Origin of the sequence: Neobacillus soli NBRC 102451, from assembly GCF_001591665.1 — a bacterium.
GTDB classification, from domain to species: Bacteria; Bacillota; Bacilli; order Bacillales; family Cytobacillaceae; genus Neobacillus; species Neobacillus soli.
On record NZ_BCVI01000057.1, the window covers coordinates 1 to 19,636 of the forward strand.

Sequence of the window (19,636 nt, forward strand, 5' to 3'; positions counted from 1 at the left end):
TTCTTTAAAAAAGGTGCAAGTGCGGACTACAATCAATCTATCGCAGCTATTTATAAAGAAACTGGAGTCAGTTTTGATTTTTCAGAGCCGGCCGTTAAGCGAATGGGTGAATTCCTAGAAAAAGTCATTCAAGACTTTCATTAACGAAGTCGGAGCACGGGGACGGTTCTTAGTAGAGGACAATCGGAAGTTTTCCACGCAAAAAGGTACAACTAGTGAGATTTCTAGTTGTACCTTTTGCTTTACAGTCAAAAGATCTGTCCACAATATTTTCGATTGCCCGAGAAGAATGAAGTCGCGGCATCAGCCTAGATTGAAGTACCTGTCACGACCCGAAGTTTGCTAGATTTTGTCGAAAAAAATTCTTTTGCAGAAAAAGAGCCCGTTTCTATTTTAAAATCAGAGTGTATATGACAACACATGAGATGCTGATGAGACCATAAAAAAAGTCCCCCAAACGCTTAGTCTGAGGGAACGTAAAACGCACTTCATATTCATCTAAAATCCGCTAAAAACATTTATTCCGACTGGCAGTTTCAATTAGATGCTTAGTAAATTCCCACCGCATCAAATCCGGAATTAGTTGCAGCCACTTCCGAGCTGCCTGCACCATAAAGATCGATTGCAGACTGAACAGCCGCCTTACGCGTGTCGCTGAAATTGGAATTTGGCGTTAAATAAACAGATAACGCACGGTAGAAAACCTTCCCTAATTTTTCCCTGCCGATATCTTGTGCAATCAAGTATGCGGCATGGTTTGTAATCGAAGAGTTAACATGGACACCGCCGCCATCAACTGAAGTTGGCATATGATAAAATTCATCCATATGCTTCGGATAGACGCCGCCATTTGTGCTATATGCCCTTCTTTGCTCGTTTTGTACAGTAACACTGTGTGGATCTCTTAAACTGCGCAATACTGTATTACCCTTAGCTTTTTCAGCTGGTGCCATAATATCCTCGCCCATTTCCCAATCATCATCGTCAACGAGTGCACCAAAGATATCAGCGAATGATTCGTTTAGTGCTCCAGATTGATTTTGGTATACTAAATTTGCTGTATTAGTGATGACGCCATGAGTCATTTCGTGGGCAGCAACGTCAAGGCCAGCTGATAAAGAAATCATGAACTCACCGTCACCATCACCATAGGTCATCCAACGCCCATTCCAGGAGGCATTGTTATAATTGGTTCCATAATGGACCCTAGAGATGATGGCCATCCCTTTACCGTCAAGGGAATTGCGGCCATGCTCATCAAGGTAATAATGATATACCTTTTCCGAATTATAGTGTGCATCGACAAGAGCCCGATCATAGTCTCCGATAAATGCAGCAGAATTCCCAACATAGAGAGTATCATTTGCGGAACTATTATCATTTTTAGCATCATACGTAAGTATTGCATCAAGACCATTATGTGAGTAATCAGCTAACGCAAACTTAGTTCCAGATTTAGGCTCCTTCACTGGAGTAATATGTAATTCCCTGTGAGCGCCATGCACCCCTTTTCCAGCACCTTTTTGTGTTTTCATTTCATCCGCATGCATTAAGCCATTATACTTATCGACGACTTCTCCCGTTTTTGCATCCACAAACACAAACCAGTTTCCAGGTTCATCCCCCATAAAGTTAACATTCACTTTATAAGCAGTATGATTTTCTCCTTCAAAAGGATAGACAACAAGCTCAGAAGTTGGCTCATATGTCAGCTCTTCAGGAGCATTGACAGATGATAATGCCGCCTTTAGTGCAGCATCACTGCTTAATGTGGCAGTCGTGTCCACTGCATCATCGGCAATCGTCTGATTGACTCTTCCGTTGACGGATACTACTTCATTTTCCTTATTAAAATGTACAATAACTTCAGAGCCTTCTACGTTAACCCCATTGATTGACTGATTAAAGCGGACATGAGTCATACCGAGGTCATCTGTTTGTGTATCTATTACTTTTAGATTTTTACCCGGATTTTTAATTCCAGTTTTACCTTCGTTTTTCTGCAAATAATTCAATGCATTGGAAGGATTGCTAGAAGAGAATTTCTCTGCCAATCGCTCTTTAACAAATAAAGGAACGCTTGCCTTCTCATTCCATTTCTTAGATACTTGTACACTATTAGCCACCATCGAATCAACCGGCTTCGCAAATACATTACTAGCTGGGATAGAACCTACCAACATCGCCGACGACAGAACTGCAGGAATAATAAACTTTTTCTTCAACATATGATACCCCCTATTATTATCAGTCAGTTTCATTATAGATTAATAAATATTGATTTACATGAATAGTTGGAATTATTTAAATTTTATGGAAAATAGTTATAAAAGCCCATATCCCTATATTATGGTAGATACAATTCACCACTTGACATGTCGATGAAATTAATAATACTTCTAAATTTATTGGATTTTCTATACTTTTGTTGTAGTTAATTTAAACTAATTATAAAAAGTAGGATCCTAGCTAGTTAATTTGGAATATGCATAATAATAGGTAGAGTGATAGTCGGTTTGACACGGAAGCTCTGCGGGCATGATGCACGGCATGCGCCAGGTTTTAGGAGAGTTAGCGAAATTGGGGTCAGTCCCAAGAAAAAAAGTGCCAGGCACCTTCCAATTACATATGTAAGGACCACCCCTTCTTTCTCATCCTCTTTCAATTGATCAAGTGCTTTAAATAAATCCTTTTGTTGTTCACTTTCCTCTGAAGCTTGTAAACTTCCATCATTAGAAAGCTCCCTACAGATATGTATGAATATGGATGTAACCCAAGTTTCGAATGGTGTTTCACTCTTAAATCGAGGCATTTCCTTGTGGACTTTTATAATGGACCGGTAAAAAAGCTCTTCCAATTGCTGCTGATTACTAAGATAGGACCAACCAAGTACATAGAACGATTGGTTATGCTGATTGAACCAATCGACGATGGATTCCACGCCTTTCTCTCTTATTGTAGTGATTGACATGGGATCTATTTTGGCTGGGATCATAAATGTGTTTTCCCCATTTCACTTTGGCTATTGACTATAATTTACCAATAATTATATAGGATTAAGCGCTAAATATAAAGTTTTGTCGCTATTAAGAACAGCAAAAAAGTGTGTATGGAATATAGTTGTTATCTGAAGAAGGAATTTCCACATTTCACCTGAACTAATGATGAGGTTCCCAATATGACTAGGTCTATAAGATGAACTAGGTTTAAACAAACAAAAGCACCTACATTTTTCTGCAGATGCTATCTGATGGATATTATTTATTTTTCCAATAAACATTTTCCAGTTATACAAATTCGTCGTGCCTTTCACCATTAACAGATCTACGAGCTAAACGTTTTTCTTATTCTCATAGTTTTTAATAACACGTAAACGAAATAATTCTCCTTGTATCAACACCAAAAATCATCCAGGATATACCATTCCATCTGAAACCAGCAACAGATCTTGGACCTACGAAAATGGGATAAAACCAAAATCTCTCACCATTGCTGAGCCATATAAAAGTATTACGAAACAGGCACAACCTAATTGCTCCTGGATCAACAGCAAATGGTGAAGCAACTGCTTGTTGAGGAATAAATGGTGGAGGAGGAGCAGTTGGAGCTTGTGGAATTTGTGATCCTGGTAGACCTGGAAAACCTGATGGTCCCGCAAACTCAGGTCCTGGTAAGCCAGGTAAACCTGATTGTCCCGGAAACGAGGGCACTGGTAAACTTGGAAATTGCCGCTCCAATTGCTGATCATAATTTATATAGGAGTAAACTGTCTGATTATACATTTAAAAAATCACCACCTTATCTTAAATAAATCTCTAAAGTATTTAATAGATACAGTCACATCTTTTAACCACAGAAACAAACTGCACCAACAATGATTAATAAAATAAACAACACTACTATGAGTATAAAATCACCGCACCCACGTGCAGGAAAACAATCTGCATAAACAGGAGCTGCATAGGAGTAAGTCAATGGAGATTGGGGAATAAAATTTACGCCAGAAGTCATCGGTAAGGCATTTGGAATTGGAAATGCATTTGGAATCGGGAAGGCATTATTCATTATTTCCACTTCCTTTCTAATGTATGGAGAGCTAATATGCCAATACACTATATATTACGCTCAGAGAGGAAATTGGAGCCCGTCTATATTAAATATGGACATGACTCAGTGACGATCACTTTTAATAACGAAAAAACCATAGAGTGGCAGACTATTGATTTCAAAAGAAGAAGGTTAAAGCCAAACGAAATCACTAGATGTTCTGTTTGGACATAACTATCATCTTCAGTAAAGAAAGAAAAGGTAGTTTCATTTCCTGTTTGGGGTTTAATAACTATCAAAAAAAATTAAACCCTTCATACCAACCGGTTGAAGGGTTTATTACTTGAGTAGGCAACGCCCAGAGGGTTAGTTGCCTTTCTTTAAAATGAGTTGCGATACACACTCCACATGTGTTGAGTGTATGTGGCAACACATGAGGTGCTGGTGAGTATTTAAATGTTTTACGAATATGATCTCCGAATACATCACTGCTATGTTGTCACCGTACAAAGCATCAACAAAAACCGAAGTCTTCTATTCTCCTCAATTGTATTTGCACGGAATCCGATGAATACCTCAACATTGAACTACAGTACTAGGTGCATTTGGGGGTGCACCCAAGAAGCTAGCAGCATAGAAAGATCATGGCGTAAAAAATTTCCAATTCCCTTCAGTGACAACTTCGACCTCTCCTTCAATCACTTTGATGGCGGTTTGATCATCAATTGCATAAGCCGGCCCCTGCATCCCGGCGGCCCATCTCTCTGCAGCAGCCATCGTGTTATACGGCAGCATCTCGTGATCCAGATGCGGGAACATTGCAAAATCGACCATACTCAGCGTTTCATCGCCACCGCTCGGCGGAGTCCAGCTAACGAAGAAGTCCCCAATTCTAGGTGCCATCACCATGCTACCGGCGCTCATTCCCACATAGACTGCGTCGAGCGACGGCAAGAGGTCCGCCAATCCGGACTGCTTCATCCAGTAACCCAGGTAGAGGGCGTCGCCTCCCGCTACCAGCAGGACGTCCGTCTCCCGTACCAGCGGCACCCAGCGGTCTTCACTAATACTTGGTAGCGCCGTGAGCTCCAGTATGCCGACGGATTTCCAGCCTAGGTCTACCATAGGATTATCTTCTTTCCCGCTGATGAACTCCCAAGCTTTGACGCCGGGGCCAACCCAGGGGTGTCCGTACATCGCGGTGGGGATGCACAGGCGTTGGAGTCGGCGATCGGCTTGTCCAGCATGTCAACCAACGCGTCGTGTATGCTTTTGTTATTGATGCCTGCAGATGTAAACAGAAGCTTCATAACTCCACTCCTTGTCGTAAAGACTTATAATTTTGCATTATAATCCGAAAAGTAAAACTATTTAAAGTCTAACATATACCCGATAGCATGCAGTAGTAGCTAAATTCAAAATGAACCTAATGGCTTACAAACTGCATTTAAACCTAATTTTTCATATCCCTTATCTCAACGTTAATCCTTCTTCTGTATGCGGAAATCCTAAAAACGAGTATCGGTGAAGTGTTTACCTCTTATAGCAGATAGCACGTCCCAATATGGTATAGACTAGCTGGTCGTTTTCCTCTATCTAAATACACAAAACCCAAACCTTAACGTATATATCCTTATTTCTGAGAAAAAAACAGACCCACTAAACAAAAATCCCCCAAACAATCAGTTTGAGGGAAAATAACACACAAATTAATATTCACTTAAAAACCTTCAAGTTCTTTGATAATAACCTACTTTTTCTCTATCCTAACAACAGTCTCAACGTGGCTTGGATGGTTGAAAGGAACAGTTAGCTACGGAACGATTAACTGAGCTAAAGAGAATACTTTTTTTATCAATCATAAACTCACTCCTAAAAATTGTGTTTAGTGTTATTATTAACCCCTTGTTGGAAATAATGAGTTGTCGAAAAAAATGTTATGGGTCTGACCCCAAAATCTTGAAGCATGTAAAATTAGGTAAACTATGGTTAATTGATAAACAAAATCAGGCTGCTCACCGAAGCAGCCTGATTCAATTTTTATTAATTTTTTTAATAATGTAACAGGTACCGTCTTTAGCAAAAAATAAATCTTTTCCCCTCATTAGATTAAAATGTACCTTCTCTTTATCGTACATCAGTTTTTCCACTTTTTCATATTGATCCAACATGCCAGCTTCTGGGTTAATAATAATAGCTTGATTGGTTGAAACAAATCCCTTAGGGTCACTTTTTCGTTCCGGCTTTAATTCGGCCATCCATTCTCCATGAAGCAAAATAGTTTGTGCAGAAACTTTTGTTTTTCGGTTTTGAATGGACCAAGTTTTACGGCAGTTACAGCGGTAAATTTTGCTCTTCATCCCTTTGTACCCTCTTTCGATGATCATGAATGAAGTATCATATTAATTGTATTCATCGAAAATTTAGGTTATGAAGCCCTTTTTCCTGGATGAGCCATCCACATTATTTCTTGTATATAAAGCAAAAATTGTCGTGAATAAGTAGGTTCAATACCGCCTTTAAAGTCCGGGGCAATTCTCTAATAAGAATTAGATTTTTTATTGACTGCTACAAAATGCTGTTATTAGCAGTATTTTTTATAAATATAAGAAAGCCAAAAAAACGCAAGTAGTACAAAAAAACTTGCATATTTTTGGCTCTTTATTTTTAAATCCTTAATGTGTTAAAGCCCCACTTTAACGATACTTTACTTTTATTCGAATTACCCTCTGAAGATTTAGATATTGGCCAACTATACGGTCACTCCTGAATGTCTTCAAACTCCATCCTTTAACCATCTCGCTGTCAATGTTTCTGCATTTAACATCTCTTCCGGTGTTCCTTCGAATATAATTTGTCCACCTTGTTTTCCTCCTCCTGGACCCAATTCTATTACCCAGTCGCTCGCTGCTATCAAGTCTAGTTTGTGTTCGATTATTATCACGGAATTCCCTCTGTTTACAAGATTTTGAAATACATCTAAGAGTTTTTCATTATCTTCTGAGTGCAGTCCTGAGGATGGCTCGTCTAACAGATAGATTTGGCCCTCTTTTTGTAAGTGGCTTGCCAGTTTTAGACGTTGAATTTCACCTCCGCTTAGGGAACTTGTCGTCTGCCCTAAGGTCAAATAACCTAATCCCACATCTTTTAGCGTATGGACTCTTTTTATGATTTTTGGCGCTTTAAAATAATTAATGGCCTCGTCTATTGTTAAATCTAAAATCTCTACTATATTCTTATCTTGATAGCGATAACTAAGCGCTTCGTCTGAGTATCTCTTACCGCCACATGCCTCACAAGGGATCGTCACTGGATCTGCAAATGCTACTTCTGGCGTTAGGACTCCTTTTCCTTTGCAGACAGGACATGCTCCTAAGGAGTTAAAGCTAAACAATCCTGCCGGTTGTCCTGTTGCTTTTGAAAATATCGCGCGAATATCATCCATTATTCCCATATATGTAGCCATAGTTGAACGATTGGAGATTCCTATACCGCCATGTCCTACCGTTATGGAATCTGGATACTTTTTCGTGAAGGCCTCCAATATTAAGGAGCTTTTACCTGAACCAGATACTCCACATACAGAGACTAAGACACTTTTAGGAATATTGATGCTTATATTTTTTAAGTTATTGTTACTTGCTCTTTTTATTGTAAAATAACTTTTTATATCCCTTGGGTTTTTATTTATTTTTAGCTGGTGCTTTAAGGCTGTTGCGGTGGGAGAGTTTTTTAGTCCTTCTAATTTTCCTTGATAGACAACTTTTCCTCCATTTACACCTGCTCCTGGTCCCATCTCAATTATTTCATCCGCAGCTTTTATCACTGATAGATCGTGTTCGATTACGATTACGGTATTATGTTGGTCTTTTATCCTTTTTAGCATCTGTATTAACATATCCACTTCTTCTGGATGGAGTCCCGCACTTGGTTCGTCGAAAATATAGGTGATATTATTTAGACTGCTTCCTAAATGACGAGCAATTTTTGCCCTTTGAGCTTCACCGCCGGACAGGGTGCCCATTTTTCTTGACAGACTCAAATATCCCAGTCCCATGTCGACTAGTTGTTTTACATACGGGATTGCTTGTTGTGCTATCGATTTCCCCATAGGATCTTTTATTTTCTTTAGTTCTTCTAGCATTTCTGGCAGCTCTAATTGGTCGTATTCTGCGATATTTAGGCCATTTATTTTACACTCTAATACCTTGGGGTTTAAGCCTGTACCTTTACATGTTGGGCATAATGAATGCGTTGATACTGCTAAGACATCATCTTGCGATACTTGTTTTAGTTTTGAGATGTCTCGATTTATATAAACACGCGTAAATCTAGGTAATAACCCATCCCACTCTGCATTATGGGGTCCATTTTTTGTGTGAAACGGCGCATAAGCTCTTTCACCTTCTCGGGGACCATATAAAAACAGGTGGAGTTCTTCTTCTGAGTAGTCTTTTAGCGGTTTATCTGGATCGAATAATCCGCAGGTCATCATCCATTGACCTTGCCAGCCTGAAGGCGATAATGGTTTAAATTTCACTGCATATTCTCGAAGTGACTTATCGTAATCGATCATCTTATCAAGGTCTGGTGCAATTACTTCCCCATATCCGCCGCATTCAGGACATCTGCCAAAAGAACCTTGGCTTGAAAAATCAGTGGCAGAACCGATCGGTGGATTTCCTACTCTCGAGAACAATAGTCTAATTAATGGATCAATATCCATATAGGTGCCCACCGTTGAACGGGAATTGCCTCCTATAGGTCTTTGTTCTACTACTACAACCGGGCTTAAGTTTTGCATAAGGTCAGCGTGGGGTCGTTCGTACCTTGGCATTTGATTTCTGACATAGAGAGGATAGTTCAAAGTCATTTGTCTTCTACTCTCTGTTGCTAATGTATCAAAAACGACTGAACTCTTTCCCGAGCCTGAAAGACCTGTAAATACAATGATTTTTTCTTTTGGTATGTTTAAATCTACATTTTTTAAATTATTTTCTTTAAGCCCTCTTAAAATGATTTCATCTTTTATTCCTGACATTTTACTATCCTTTCTATGCATTAATACATTTCAATGAATCGTTCAACGATACCATCAGAACTAAACCCATTACTTGATAATAAAAACATTAATTAATAGTTTACCCATATTCGCTTCACCATTACTATAGTCTTAACATGTATGGATTTTAATTGACACGGAAAAAAGGGTCAGACAATCATGAAATTGGAAACTTTCATGATTGTCTGACCTATAAACTGCACGCAGCATCTTTAGTTGGTGATTTTCAATTCCTCAAGTTCCTGATTGGTAAAAACGCGGGAACGTGTAATAAAATGCTTTTCTTCTAGACTATCAAGCGAAAATGTCGCTCCTGGACCTTCCGCTGCATCAATAATTAATTGGGTATGCTTCCAATAATTATATTGGCTTTTATGCATATAGAAAGGAACTCCACCGATTGAGCCCAGATTAATATCTGAATCGCCCAATAAGAAATCTCCTTCCTTATCCATGGGGACGGAGCCATCCTAAATGAATGAACTATCTGAATAACTTCAAGATAGAAAAAGCAGCCAGAATCTAGTAAGATATCCACATGTGACATTAGATAAGGGGTTAAAAAAATGAGCGTATTAAATGTAAAAAATTTAAGTCACGGTTTCGGTGATCGTGCGATTTTTAATGATGTGTCTTTTCGACTTTTAAAAGGCGAACACGTTGGACTAGTTGGGGCAAATGGTGAGGGTAAGTCTACTTTCATGAATATTGTTACTGGGAAGTTGCAGCCCGACGAGGGGAAAGTAGAGTGGTCGCGAAAAGTTCGTGTTGGTTATTTAGATCAGCATGCTGTACTTCAAAAAGGTAGTACGATGCGTGACGCTTTGAGTACTGCTTTTCAATATCTATTTGATGCTGAAGCAGAGATCAATGAACTTTATGCAAAAATGGGTGATGAAGGTGCTGATATCGATGCACTGCTTGCAGAAGTTGGAGAGCTACAAGAAACTTTAGATAGTAATGATTTCTATCAAATTAATTCAAAAGTTGAGGAAGTTGCACGTGGTCTAGGACTAGACGATGTTGGACTCGATCGAGATGTAGATGATCTTAGCGGTGGGCAACGTACGAAAGTTTTGCTAGCTAAGCTTTTGTTAGAAAAACCTGAAATCCTATTACTAGACGAGCCGACGAACTATTTGGATGAACAGCATATCGAATGGTTGAAGCGCTATTTACAGGATTATGAGAATGCATTTATCTTGATTTCACATGATATTCCATTCTTGAACAATGTTGTTAACTTGATCTATCACATGGAAAACCAAGAGTTGAATCGCTATGTTGGTGACTACGATAACTTCTTAAACATATATGAAATGAAGAAGCAACAGCTAGAGTCCGCTTACAAGCGTCAACAACAAGAAATAGCTGATTTGAAAGATTTCGTTGCTCGTAACAAGGCAAGTGTTGCGACTCGTAATATGGCGATGTCTCGTCAGAAGAAGCTCGACAAAATGGAAGTTATTGAATTGGGGAGAGAGAAGCCGAAACCAGAGTTTAACTTCAAAGAGGCCCGTGCTGCTAGTCGTTATATTTTCACGGCTGAAGATCTTGTTATTGGTTACAATGAACCACTTTCCCGCCCTCTGAATTTGAAAATGGAACGCGGACAAAAAATTGCATTCGTTGGGGCAAACGGTATTGGGAAGTCTACTCTTTTAAAAAGTATTCTTGGGTTAATTAATCCAATTTCGGGTAAAGTTGAACGTGGTGAGTATCAATACATTGGTTACTTCGAGCAGGAAGTTAAACAGGCCAACTACAACACTTGTATTGAAGAGATTTGGAGCGAGTTCCCAAGTATGAATCAGGCTGAAGTCCGTGCTGCTCTTGCAAAATGTGGATTAACGACGAAACATATCGAAAGTAAAGTCGAAGTCCTTTCTGGTGGCGAAAAAGCCAAAGTTCGATTATGTAAAATATTAAACACAGAAACGAATTTATTAATTCTAGACGAACCGACCAATCACTTGGATGTGGATGCAAAAGATGAATTGAAGCGTGCTTTAAAAGCATATCGCGGAAGTATTTTGATGGTATCCCACGAACCGGATTTCTATCGTGAAATTGCGACCGATATTTGGAATTGTGAGGATTGGACTACGAAAGTGTTTTAAATGAAGATTAAGGGGTACCCAATGAAACTTCACCTGGGTACCCCTTTTTATTTAATCAAATAATTCAAAATGTTATACAAGCCATGCATGAGAATGCTTGGATAAACTGAATCATATTAGCATAACCTGATAAAGTCCGAGCCTAACCCAATATCCTTCCAACATCCCAATAGGTATTTTCTTCGTTATAAGAGTAGGAGCATAAGATAACCGATTAAACGTATCCAAATAAATTCACTTTTTCAAAGTTAAATTATTTGATTGGGTGATACTTGCATTCCAAAAAGGAGTTCGAATGAACGAAAATTGGATAATGACTTAATCATTTAATCCCTTTCCATCGAGAATTTTCTGCATACATTTTTCAACCCTTGAACCCCTAGTTTTGGATTGTTTGGGTGCTGAAAAGTGAAGAATATATGCTCTTTGCCGTCCTGGCGTCAATGCTTCAAAAGCAGTTTTCAAGGCAGGAATTTCATCTAATTTATGTTGAAATTCTTCAGGGATTGGTTCTGGATTCTTTGCAAACCCCACTTTCAAGCCGGCCTTTTCCACTTCAATGGTTTCATAAATATAGTCTTTCAAGATGGTTTCGAGTGCACCAATTTCCTGAACATTGGTGAACCGAACCAGACGTGCCGCCTGAGTATTCTCCCCAGGCTTTTCTAAGATATGATGGGTATCCTTTAACAGGGCACCTTTGAAAAAACTGATAGAACAGTATTCATTAAAAGCAGCTACTGTAATGACATTACTTTTATTGTATGTGTAGCAAGGAATTCCCCATTTCAATTCTTCTTTCAGCCCACAGTCAAGAACAATCATTCTCATTCTCTCTAATTCTTCCGGCCATTTGTGGACCTTACAGTCGAGAGTTCCCCCCTAGCGGGCAACGCATACAGCCCACAAGTAAATATTGATCAACCTTTGGATTCATACTATTAATTGTCATTAAGAAAACACCTCTCTTCTACTAATATCCAAAAAAGGCATCCTTTTTGATATTCCGTTTTGAAATATTATTATTTTGTAAATAAGCAGAAATATCATCTACCATTGACTTCGGTCCTGCAATAAAGTACTTACCATCGTTCTTATAAAGGCTAGTAAACTTATCTATCTTCTGATGTAAACCATTCCTTGAATCAAGGTAAGTTACACTTATTGAAGTATTGTTTGCAATTCCATCAAGTTCATCTTTATATATATAGGACTTTTTACTATCCATATAGAGTAGATGTATTTTTTTATCCCCTCTATTCCCTTCTGCCTCGATTTGTTTTAATATCGACCGAAATGGTGTTATTCCAATACCGCCTGCAATCAGAAGTGAAGGACCGCTATCTTTTAAATAGAAACTACCTACTGGCCCACTTATTCTAACCTTCATACCCTGCTTTAATTCCAACATCGCTTTCTTAAAATCACTTGGGTTATCTCCAATACGCATAGTTAGTCTAACACCATTCTCTGTGGGAGCAGATGCCACAGTGAATGGTCGTATTGGCTTTTTTATTTTCTTATGAGTAATATTAAACAATCCATGTTGCCCTGCTTTCCAGGTTAAATCTTTCTCTTTTTCAAATAGAAAGGTATAAACATCTTCTGATTCTTTGTAGCTTTCTAAAAATAATAAATCTCTCTTTTTAAATATCGATAATGTATCTTGAAAAAAACTCATTCCCCAATCTCCTTTGTTAAACTAACTATCTATACTTATATTTGTTCTAATAAAACAACGGCTCAGTATAAAAGAAACGTAAGAAGGCAACGCCCAAAGGGTTAGTTGCCTTTCTTAAAAATGAGTTGCGACACGCACTCCACATGTGTCGTCATAGGAAACATATCCACCGGCTGCACTTCAACGGTCTTGTATCCCCCGTCTTCCAAAATCCTTAAATCCCGTGCTAATGTTGCCGGATTACAGGATACATAAACCACTTTTTTAGGCTTCATTTCTATAATGGTTTCCAGAAATGCTTCATCACAGCCCTTTCTCGGTGGGTCGACGACCAACACATCGGCAGCATTGCCTTCTTTGTACCATTTCGGAATCACAACCTCTGCCTCCCCGGCAGCAAATTCCGCATTCTCAATCCCGTTCAAGGCGGCATTCCGTTTCGCATCTTCAATGGCCTCTGGAACTACTTCAACGCCGAAAACCTTTTGTGCTTTTTGGGCTAAAAATAACGAAATCGTCCCAATTCCACAATAGGCATCAATCACCTTTTCTTCGCCGCTAAGGTCGGCATATTCTAGCGCCTTCTCATATAACACCTTGGTTTGGACAGGATTGACTTGATAAAAGGACAGAGCCGAAATGGCAAATTTCACATCTCCTATGTAATCGTAAATGACCTCATTTCCCCATAAGACCTTCGTTTTTTCACCAAGGATAACATTCGTCCGCTTTGAATTCACGTTATGAACAATCGATTTCACCTTAGGGAGGCGCGCCACTATTTCCTCCACCAACTTATCTTTTTGGGGAAGATCTGCTGTTCTCGTGATGATGACCACCATAAGCTCGCCTGTTTGCTGCCCGTACCTGGCCATAATATGACGGAGCACCCCTTTATGGGACTCCTCTTGATAGGCTGGAATGCCAAGCTTGCTGGCTATTTCTTTGACTATTTGGACGGCTTCATTTATTTCTGGCAGCTGAATCAAGCTCTCATTCGTATCGACAATTTCATGGCTTCTTGGTTTGAAAAAACCAGCAATCAGTTTGCCGTCCTTTTCCCCTACTGGTACCTGGGCCTTGTTCCGATAATGCCAGGGGTGATCCATCCCTAAAATGGGATGAACAATTACATCTTCCAGTTTTCCAATGCGTGTCAGAACCTGGCGAACTTGATTTTCCTTATATTTTAGCTGGCCTTCATAACTAATATGTTCGAGCTGGGTGCCGCCATATTTGTGCCGCTCGCTGCTAGCAATATCCACTCGGTAGGGGCTTTTTTCATAAAGCTCAATCATCCGCCCAAAACCATAGCCTTTACCCGTCTTAATTACTTTTATTTTTGCCTTTTCACCTGGCAGCCCGTTTGGGACAAATAATGGATATCCCTCGACCTTCGCCACGCCGGCCCCGTCATGGGTTAAATCTTCAAAAACTACATCTATATAATCATTTTTAGTTACTGGTATTGGTCTATTCATCGATTTCTTCCTTTACTTCGAATTAACTAGAAAAATTGTAACACATTCTAGTAGAGATTACGAAATATGCCCGTTTTCATGTTTTTAGCTTTTTAGCCCCGTTCAAATGAGAAGTATAGTAAAATCATGTTAAGTTGGAAGATTGGAAAATCAAGGAGTGGATGATGGTTGAATATCGAAATAGATGCTGGATCAAAAGAGTGGATAGAATCTAAAGGGAATCAGTTAACGGTAAAAACGTTGGAAGTAAAAGCCTGCTGTGCCCCCGGGGTGCAGGAACTGGTGGCTGTGCCTGGAAAACCAAAGACTTTGAACAATTATCATGAAATTTTAATCGATAATCTCTCCATCTATGTACAAAAAAATATTAGAAGTAAGGAAAAACTCATATTAAAATTATCGGGGTTTAGCTTTTTAAAATCTATTTCTGCAAAGCTTCAATAAAAACGAAAGGCTGTTTGTAAAGAATGTTGTTATTAACCCTCATTATGCTTCCGAAAATCCTTAAATCAGTGTAAAATTACACCTTATTAATAAGTAGAACAGATATATTAGCGGATTTCGGATGTTTATTAGCGAATCTACAATTTTATTAGCGAATCAATAAAAACAACAATCTTTTAGGTAAGAGCCAAACGAAAAAACAGCACCCATTCAATCTTACATGAATGGGTGCTGTCATGTTATGCGACTTCCTGTTCAGAATTTTTTACTAATACATCTTGTGGAATCTTCCATAGCTTAATCCATTTTGCAATGGAAGTAACCATGATGACGATGCCGAGGGTCAGCATGATAATCGAAAGGATACCATTTAATACATTATATCCAGGGTTTGCTGCATTCCAGTAGACATTTTTCACCATCCAATATCCGGCTACCATTACTGTAACAAACAGGTAAGCAAGCGGGATTAGACAGGTCAGCATGTACCAGCGTTTTTCTGCAATCTTTAGTACAACTGTTGCTCCAACAATGAGGCCGATTGATGCCATCAATTGGTTGGATACACCGAACAGTGCCCAGACGGAACTAATGTCCCCTGAGAAAAGAAGATATCCCCAGACGAAACAGGCTAATGCACTGGCAACGACATTTGCGCCGATTGAATCTGTCCGTTTTAACGGTTTAATGAAGTCTCCGAAGAAATCTTGAATAAGGTAACGAGCAACCCGTGTTCCTGAGTCAATCGCGGTTAAGATAAAGACAGCTTCAAATAGAATAACAAATTGATAGAAATAGGAAGCTAATTTTTCAAAAATCGGAACAGCAGCGAAGATGTAGGTCATCCCGACCGCAAGTGTAACGGCACCGCCTGTTCTTCCTTCCAGGTCCATGCCGACTTCTTTGCTAAGTTCATCAAGATGAACCGTTTCCATTCCAAGTGTGGCAAATTTCTCTGGTGATGAGTTAATCGCAAAGTAATCGCCGGGTTGCAGTGATACAGCGGCAATTAATGCCATAATCGCTACTAAACATTCCACAAGCATCGCACCAAAAGCAACACCTTTTATATCGGTCCATCGATTAATCATTTTCGGTGTTGTACCAGAGCCAACGAATGCGTGGAAACCTGAAATCGCTCCACATGCAATGGTGATGGAGATAAATGGCCAAACTGGACCTGCTATAACAGGACCCCCGCCATTTAGAAATTCTGTAAATGCTGGGAATTGTACATCTGGATTGACAATGAAAACTCCAATTATTAAGGCCGCGAATACGCCAATTTTCATAAATGTACTTAAATAATCGCGTGGTGCCAGCAATAACCAAACCGGTAATGCTGCCGCAAAAAAAGCATAGATTGGAAGAATAAGTGCTAATGTACTTTTCTCAAGGGTTAATAGATCGCCCAACCATGTTCCTTGAATGTTTGGTCCTAAAATAATCGCGATCATGATTAAAGCAAAGCCAACAATCGTGGCAATTTTTAAGTTTCCGGTCTTTTTATGATATAAGCCAACCCCCATTGCAATCGGAATCGTGATTCCTACCGCAAATGTCCCCCATGGGTTCCTTTCAAGTGCACCAAGAACTACCATTGATAATCCAGCCATCGTAATCGTGATAATAAATAACATGGCTAGTCCTGTACAGAACCCTGCGACAGGTCCAAGTTCTTCTTTCGCTACTTCTGATAAAGATTTTCCATCTCTCCGCATAGATGCAAACAGAACGACCATATCGTGAACCGCTCCACCAATAACCGCACCGACTAGGAGCCAAATCAAGCCTGGCAAATAACCAAATTGTGCTGCTAAAATGGGCCCAACTAACGGACCTGCTGCTGCAATCGCTGCAAAATGGTGGCCAAAAACGACCCACTTGTTTGTTGGGACATAGTCTCGTCCATCTTCCAACTTCTGAGCAGGTGTCGGTTTTGAATCATTAAGCCTTAAAACCTTTGCTGCCATGAAAGTACCATATAAACGGTACACAATTAAAAGGATACATATGGAAGCAATAACAATTGTAATCGCATTCATTTTCACCAATCCCCCTTACTATTGTTTCTACATCATCCATTTTACAAAATGAAAACGCATTTACTCTGTTTTCAAGATAAAACGCAGAAATAGAAGGGTGAGTTGCAAAAATTAATTAGTGAAATGCAAATTTTCTAAAAACCAAGTTGCTGCTTTAATAACTTTACATAGGTTCGACTCACAGGAACCTGCGAGCCATCCTTCATATGTAAATTATAAGTAGAATTAAACCATGGTTCGATTTCGACAATATGATCCAAGTTCACGATAAAACTTCGATGAACACGTAGAAATTTAGCGTTATTCACCTTTTTTTCCAAAACAACGAGTGCTTCAGCCACTTTGTACGCTTGTTCGATGGTGACAATGTTACACTTACCTTCACTGGATTCTAAATAAAGAATGTCTGTTACGGTTAGTAAAACAATCCGTTCATCAACAAGGACCGCTATTTTCCCATTATTAGTCTGTTTCACGGACGATTGAATCAGGTTATTCTTATTCCCGATATTTTGCATCTTCTTAATTTTTTCCAAGGTTTTTTGAATCCGTTCTTCATCAAATGGCTTTAAAATATAATCGACTGCATTTAATTCAAATGCCTCTAAAGCGTACTCATCATAGGCTGTTGCAAAAACAATCGCTGGAGGTTGCTCAAGTGGTTCTAATTGCCTCGCTAAACTCAACCCATTTTCTTCAGCTAATTCAATATCCAAGAAAACAAGATCTGGTTTTAGCTCTGTGATGGCAGCGACTGCATCCTCGACACAATCAGCTTCTCCTAAAATTTCCACTTGTTCACTTCGAATCAGCAGGTATTTTAATTCATCTCTCGCTAATGGTTCATCATCCAATATATAGGCCTTCAACATCTTGATCAAACACTCCTTTACTGTCGAGCGGAATGGAAATGGTAATGGTAGCTCCACGATTGACTTTGCTTTTTAATGTTAAACTGGCTTGACCATTGTATATTCCTTTTAGCCGTTCACTTATATTAAAAATCGCTGTGCCATTTCCTTTTTTAGAATCGACAACCTGGTTACCGAGGACTTCTATTTGACCTTCAGGTATTCCCTTTCCATTATCAGCTACAATAATTTGTAACAGATTCTTTTTTGAAAAAATCGTTACGGTAATTTGCCCTTGCGATTTACTTCGTGGAAAACCATAATGGATGGCATTTTCAACTAAAGGCTGCAAGATAAAAGGAGGAATCAGTACCTTTTCTAGCTCCGGTTCTATTTGCAAATCAATGGTATATTTGTCAGGAAAACGCGTTTGTTCTAATGATAAATAGGCCTTAACATTTGCTAATTCTTTTTCCAGAGGAATCAGCATCTGCCTGGCCCCTTGAAGGTTTCCCCGAAAAAAAGAGCTTAATTCCAATAGTAGTTTACGTGCTTTATCTGCATCTGTCCGGCAGAGTGCTGAAATGGTATTAATACTATTAAATAAAAAGTGTGGATGAATCTGTGCCTGTAAGGCTTTAATCTCTGCATCCTTTAATAGCTTTGTCTGTCTTTCTGCCTCCGCAAGCTCAAGCTGTGTTGAAAAAAGATTGGCTAGACCTTCTGCCAATTCCTGCTGCACCTTGTCCAGTTTATTAGGCTCTGTATAGTACATTTTTAATGTACCATAAATTTTCTTTTTAACTTTTAATGGCAAAACAATAGCAGCTTCCAACGGGCATTGACTATGAATACAGGAGATTTCCTGCTTCGTTCTAGCAATTGAAATCTTCCCGCTATCGAGTACCTTTCTCGTCAAGCCCGTCTCAGGCCTGGTCTTAGGGACATGGTGGTCGGAGGCAGCGCCAACATGTGCTAAGACTTGTTGATCATCGGTTATCGAAACAGCGTCAGCATTCGTAAGTTCTAGCATAATCTTAGAAATTTCCTTACATGAGTGGATGGTTAGGCCTTGACGGAAGTATGGCAAGGTTTGATCCGCAATCAGAAAGGCTTGGTTTGTTTGATTAGCGCGAGCGCGTTCTTCGTCCCGTTTCATGATTTGAATAATAAGCATAAACAGCAATGTCCCTAAACCATTGCCGAAAATCATCGGAAAACCAATGAGCTGAACGAGTTCCCAGGCATGGCTATAGGGTTTTGCGGTAACTAGAATAATTAACATCTGAACCGTTTCCAAGACCATTCCCATTATGACAGCAAACGCTGGGGTAATTTGTTTTCCTTTTTGTTTTCGTTTTTTTCCAAGGTATCCAGCCACAATACCAGCTAGAATGGTAGAAAGAGCACAAGAAAGGGCAGTGAAGCCGCCAAGTGTGTAACGATGGATGCCAGCAATGAGCCCAGCACCAATGCCAACGGCAGGTCCCCCTAGTAGACCGCCAATCACAATCCCCATTACTCTAGTATTGGCAAGTGCACTCTCCTGGTTCATTTCAGAAAGCCACTCAGCCCTTCCTATGGTATGATGATGGACTTCAATTCCCGTATAATTACTAATGATTCCAAAGGTACCAAAAAGTAAAATAAGCATAACTTTTTCATTTGTGCTGTGCTTATTTTGAATAACTTGACGAAACGAGCGCATCTGCGCTAGCAAAAAAGCAACAATGACAATAATTCCAACCTTCTCGAGCATCAATGGAGCTAAATTGAGCATTTTTCTCCTCCTTTACTGACCTGACCATACTCAAACGCTTTCATTAGAATCTAGTCAAAACATTCGTGCCCTTTACTCATTATAAGAAATGACAGGCTTTTACGAAAGGGGATTATAGAGTTAAA

At 39.4% G+C, this 19,636-nt stretch carries 14 protein-coding genes and 2 pseudogenes; 2 read left to right on the top strand and 14 right to left on the bottom strand.

What is annotated here, in order from left to right; all coding sequences use genetic code 11:
• Positions 1-548: 548 nt before the first annotated feature.
• The 8 genes and pseudogenes from BSO02S_RS19320 to BSO02S_RS19355 form a co-directional block, all read right to left on the bottom strand.
• Positions 549-2,228 (bottom strand): M4 family metallopeptidase, encoded by a 1,680-nt coding sequence (locus BSO02S_RS19320; RefSeq protein ID WP_235846966.1) that lies wholly within the window; start codon positions 2,226-2,228, stop codon positions 549-551.
• Positions 2,229-2,473: 245 nt separating this feature from the next.
• Entirely contained in the window at positions 2,474-2,995 is a 522-nt protein-coding gene (locus tag BSO02S_RS19325; protein ID WP_066071311.1) for a sigma-70 family RNA polymerase sigma factor, read from the bottom strand.
• 364 nt (positions 2,996-3,359) lie between these two features.
• The gene (locus BSO02S_RS26555; protein WP_084375105.1) at positions 3,360-3,782 is read right to left on the bottom strand and encodes a transporter; all 423 of its coding nucleotides are present in this window, start codon (positions 3,780-3,782) and stop codon (positions 3,360-3,362) included.
• A gap of 64 nt (positions 3,783-3,846) precedes the next feature.
• Positions 3,847-4,065: a YjcZ family sporulation protein gene (locus BSO02S_RS28390; RefSeq protein WP_066071318.1), complete on the bottom strand. Its 219-nt coding sequence runs from the start codon at positions 4,063-4,065 to the stop codon at positions 3,847-3,849.
• Between the two features lie 624 nt (positions 4,066-4,689).
• Positions 4,690-5,357, bottom strand: a pseudogene (locus tag BSO02S_RS19340) (Type 1 glutamine amidotransferase-like domain-containing protein).
• A 723-nt stretch (positions 5,358-6,080) separates the two neighbouring features.
• Positions 6,081-6,407 (bottom strand): hypothetical protein, encoded by a 327-nt coding sequence (locus BSO02S_RS19345; protein ID WP_066071321.1) that lies wholly within the window; start codon positions 6,405-6,407, stop codon positions 6,081-6,083.
• A 416-nt stretch (positions 6,408-6,823) separates the two neighbouring features.
• Entirely contained in the window at positions 6,824-9,088 is a 2,265-nt protein-coding gene (locus BSO02S_RS19350) for an ATP-binding cassette domain-containing protein (RefSeq protein ID WP_066071324.1), read from the bottom strand.
• Between the two features lie 233 nt (positions 9,089-9,321).
• Positions 9,322-9,567, bottom strand: a pseudogene (locus BSO02S_RS19355) (DUF779 domain-containing protein); the annotation flags it as partial.
• Between the two features lie 108 nt (positions 9,568-9,675).
• On the opposite strand from BSO02S_RS19355, the gene BSO02S_RS19360 reads away from it, so the two are divergent.
• Entirely contained in the window at positions 9,676-11,229 is a 1,554-nt protein-coding gene (locus BSO02S_RS19360) for an ABC-F family ATP-binding cassette domain-containing protein (RefSeq protein WP_066071327.1), read from the top strand.
• A gap of 318 nt (positions 11,230-11,547) precedes the next feature.
• Here BSO02S_RS19360 and BSO02S_RS19365 read toward each other — a convergent pair whose 3' ends face one another.
• From BSO02S_RS19365 to rlmD, 3 genes are all read right to left on the bottom strand, one after another.
• Positions 11,548-12,060 (bottom strand): YdeI/OmpD-associated family protein, encoded by a 513-nt coding sequence (locus BSO02S_RS19365; protein ID WP_169802775.1) that lies wholly within the window; start codon positions 12,058-12,060, stop codon positions 11,548-11,550.
• Positions 12,061-12,202: 142 nt separating this feature from the next.
• Positions 12,203-12,910, bottom strand: coding sequence for an FAD-dependent oxidoreductase (locus BSO02S_RS19370; protein WP_066071330.1), 708 nt, complete (start codon positions 12,908-12,910; stop codon positions 12,203-12,205).
• Between the two features lie 101 nt (positions 12,911-13,011).
• Positions 13,012-14,391: a 23S rRNA (uracil(1939)-C(5))-methyltransferase RlmD gene (gene rlmD, locus BSO02S_RS19375; RefSeq protein ID WP_066071333.1), complete on the bottom strand. Its 1,380-nt coding sequence runs from the start codon at positions 14,389-14,391 to the stop codon at positions 13,012-13,014.
• A 168-nt stretch (positions 14,392-14,559) separates the two neighbouring features.
• On the opposite strand from rlmD, the gene BSO02S_RS19380 reads away from it, so the two are divergent.
• Complete coding sequence (locus tag BSO02S_RS19380; RefSeq protein ID WP_066071336.1) at positions 14,560-14,835, top strand: CC/Se motif family (seleno)protein; 276 nt, start codon at positions 14,560-14,562, stop codon at positions 14,833-14,835.
• Between the two features lie 239 nt (positions 14,836-15,074).
• Here the strand turns inward: BSO02S_RS19380 and BSO02S_RS19385 are convergent, their stop codons facing one another.
• From BSO02S_RS19385 to BSO02S_RS19395, 3 genes are all read right to left on the bottom strand, one after another.
• Positions 15,075-16,880: a carbon starvation CstA family protein gene (locus BSO02S_RS19385; RefSeq protein ID WP_066071339.1), complete on the bottom strand. Its 1,806-nt coding sequence runs from the start codon at positions 16,878-16,880 to the stop codon at positions 15,075-15,077.
• 134 nt (positions 16,881-17,014) lie between these two features.
• Positions 17,015-17,752 (bottom strand): LytR/AlgR family response regulator transcription factor, encoded by a 738-nt coding sequence (locus BSO02S_RS19390; protein ID WP_066071342.1) that lies wholly within the window; start codon positions 17,750-17,752, stop codon positions 17,015-17,017.
• Complete coding sequence (locus tag BSO02S_RS19395; protein ID WP_066071345.1) at positions 17,727-19,511, bottom strand: sensor histidine kinase; 1,785 nt, start codon at positions 19,509-19,511, stop codon at positions 17,727-17,729. Before BSO02S_RS19395 ends, BSO02S_RS19390 begins: the two co-directional genes overlap by 26 nt.
• Positions 19,512-19,636 lie beyond the last annotated feature (125 nt).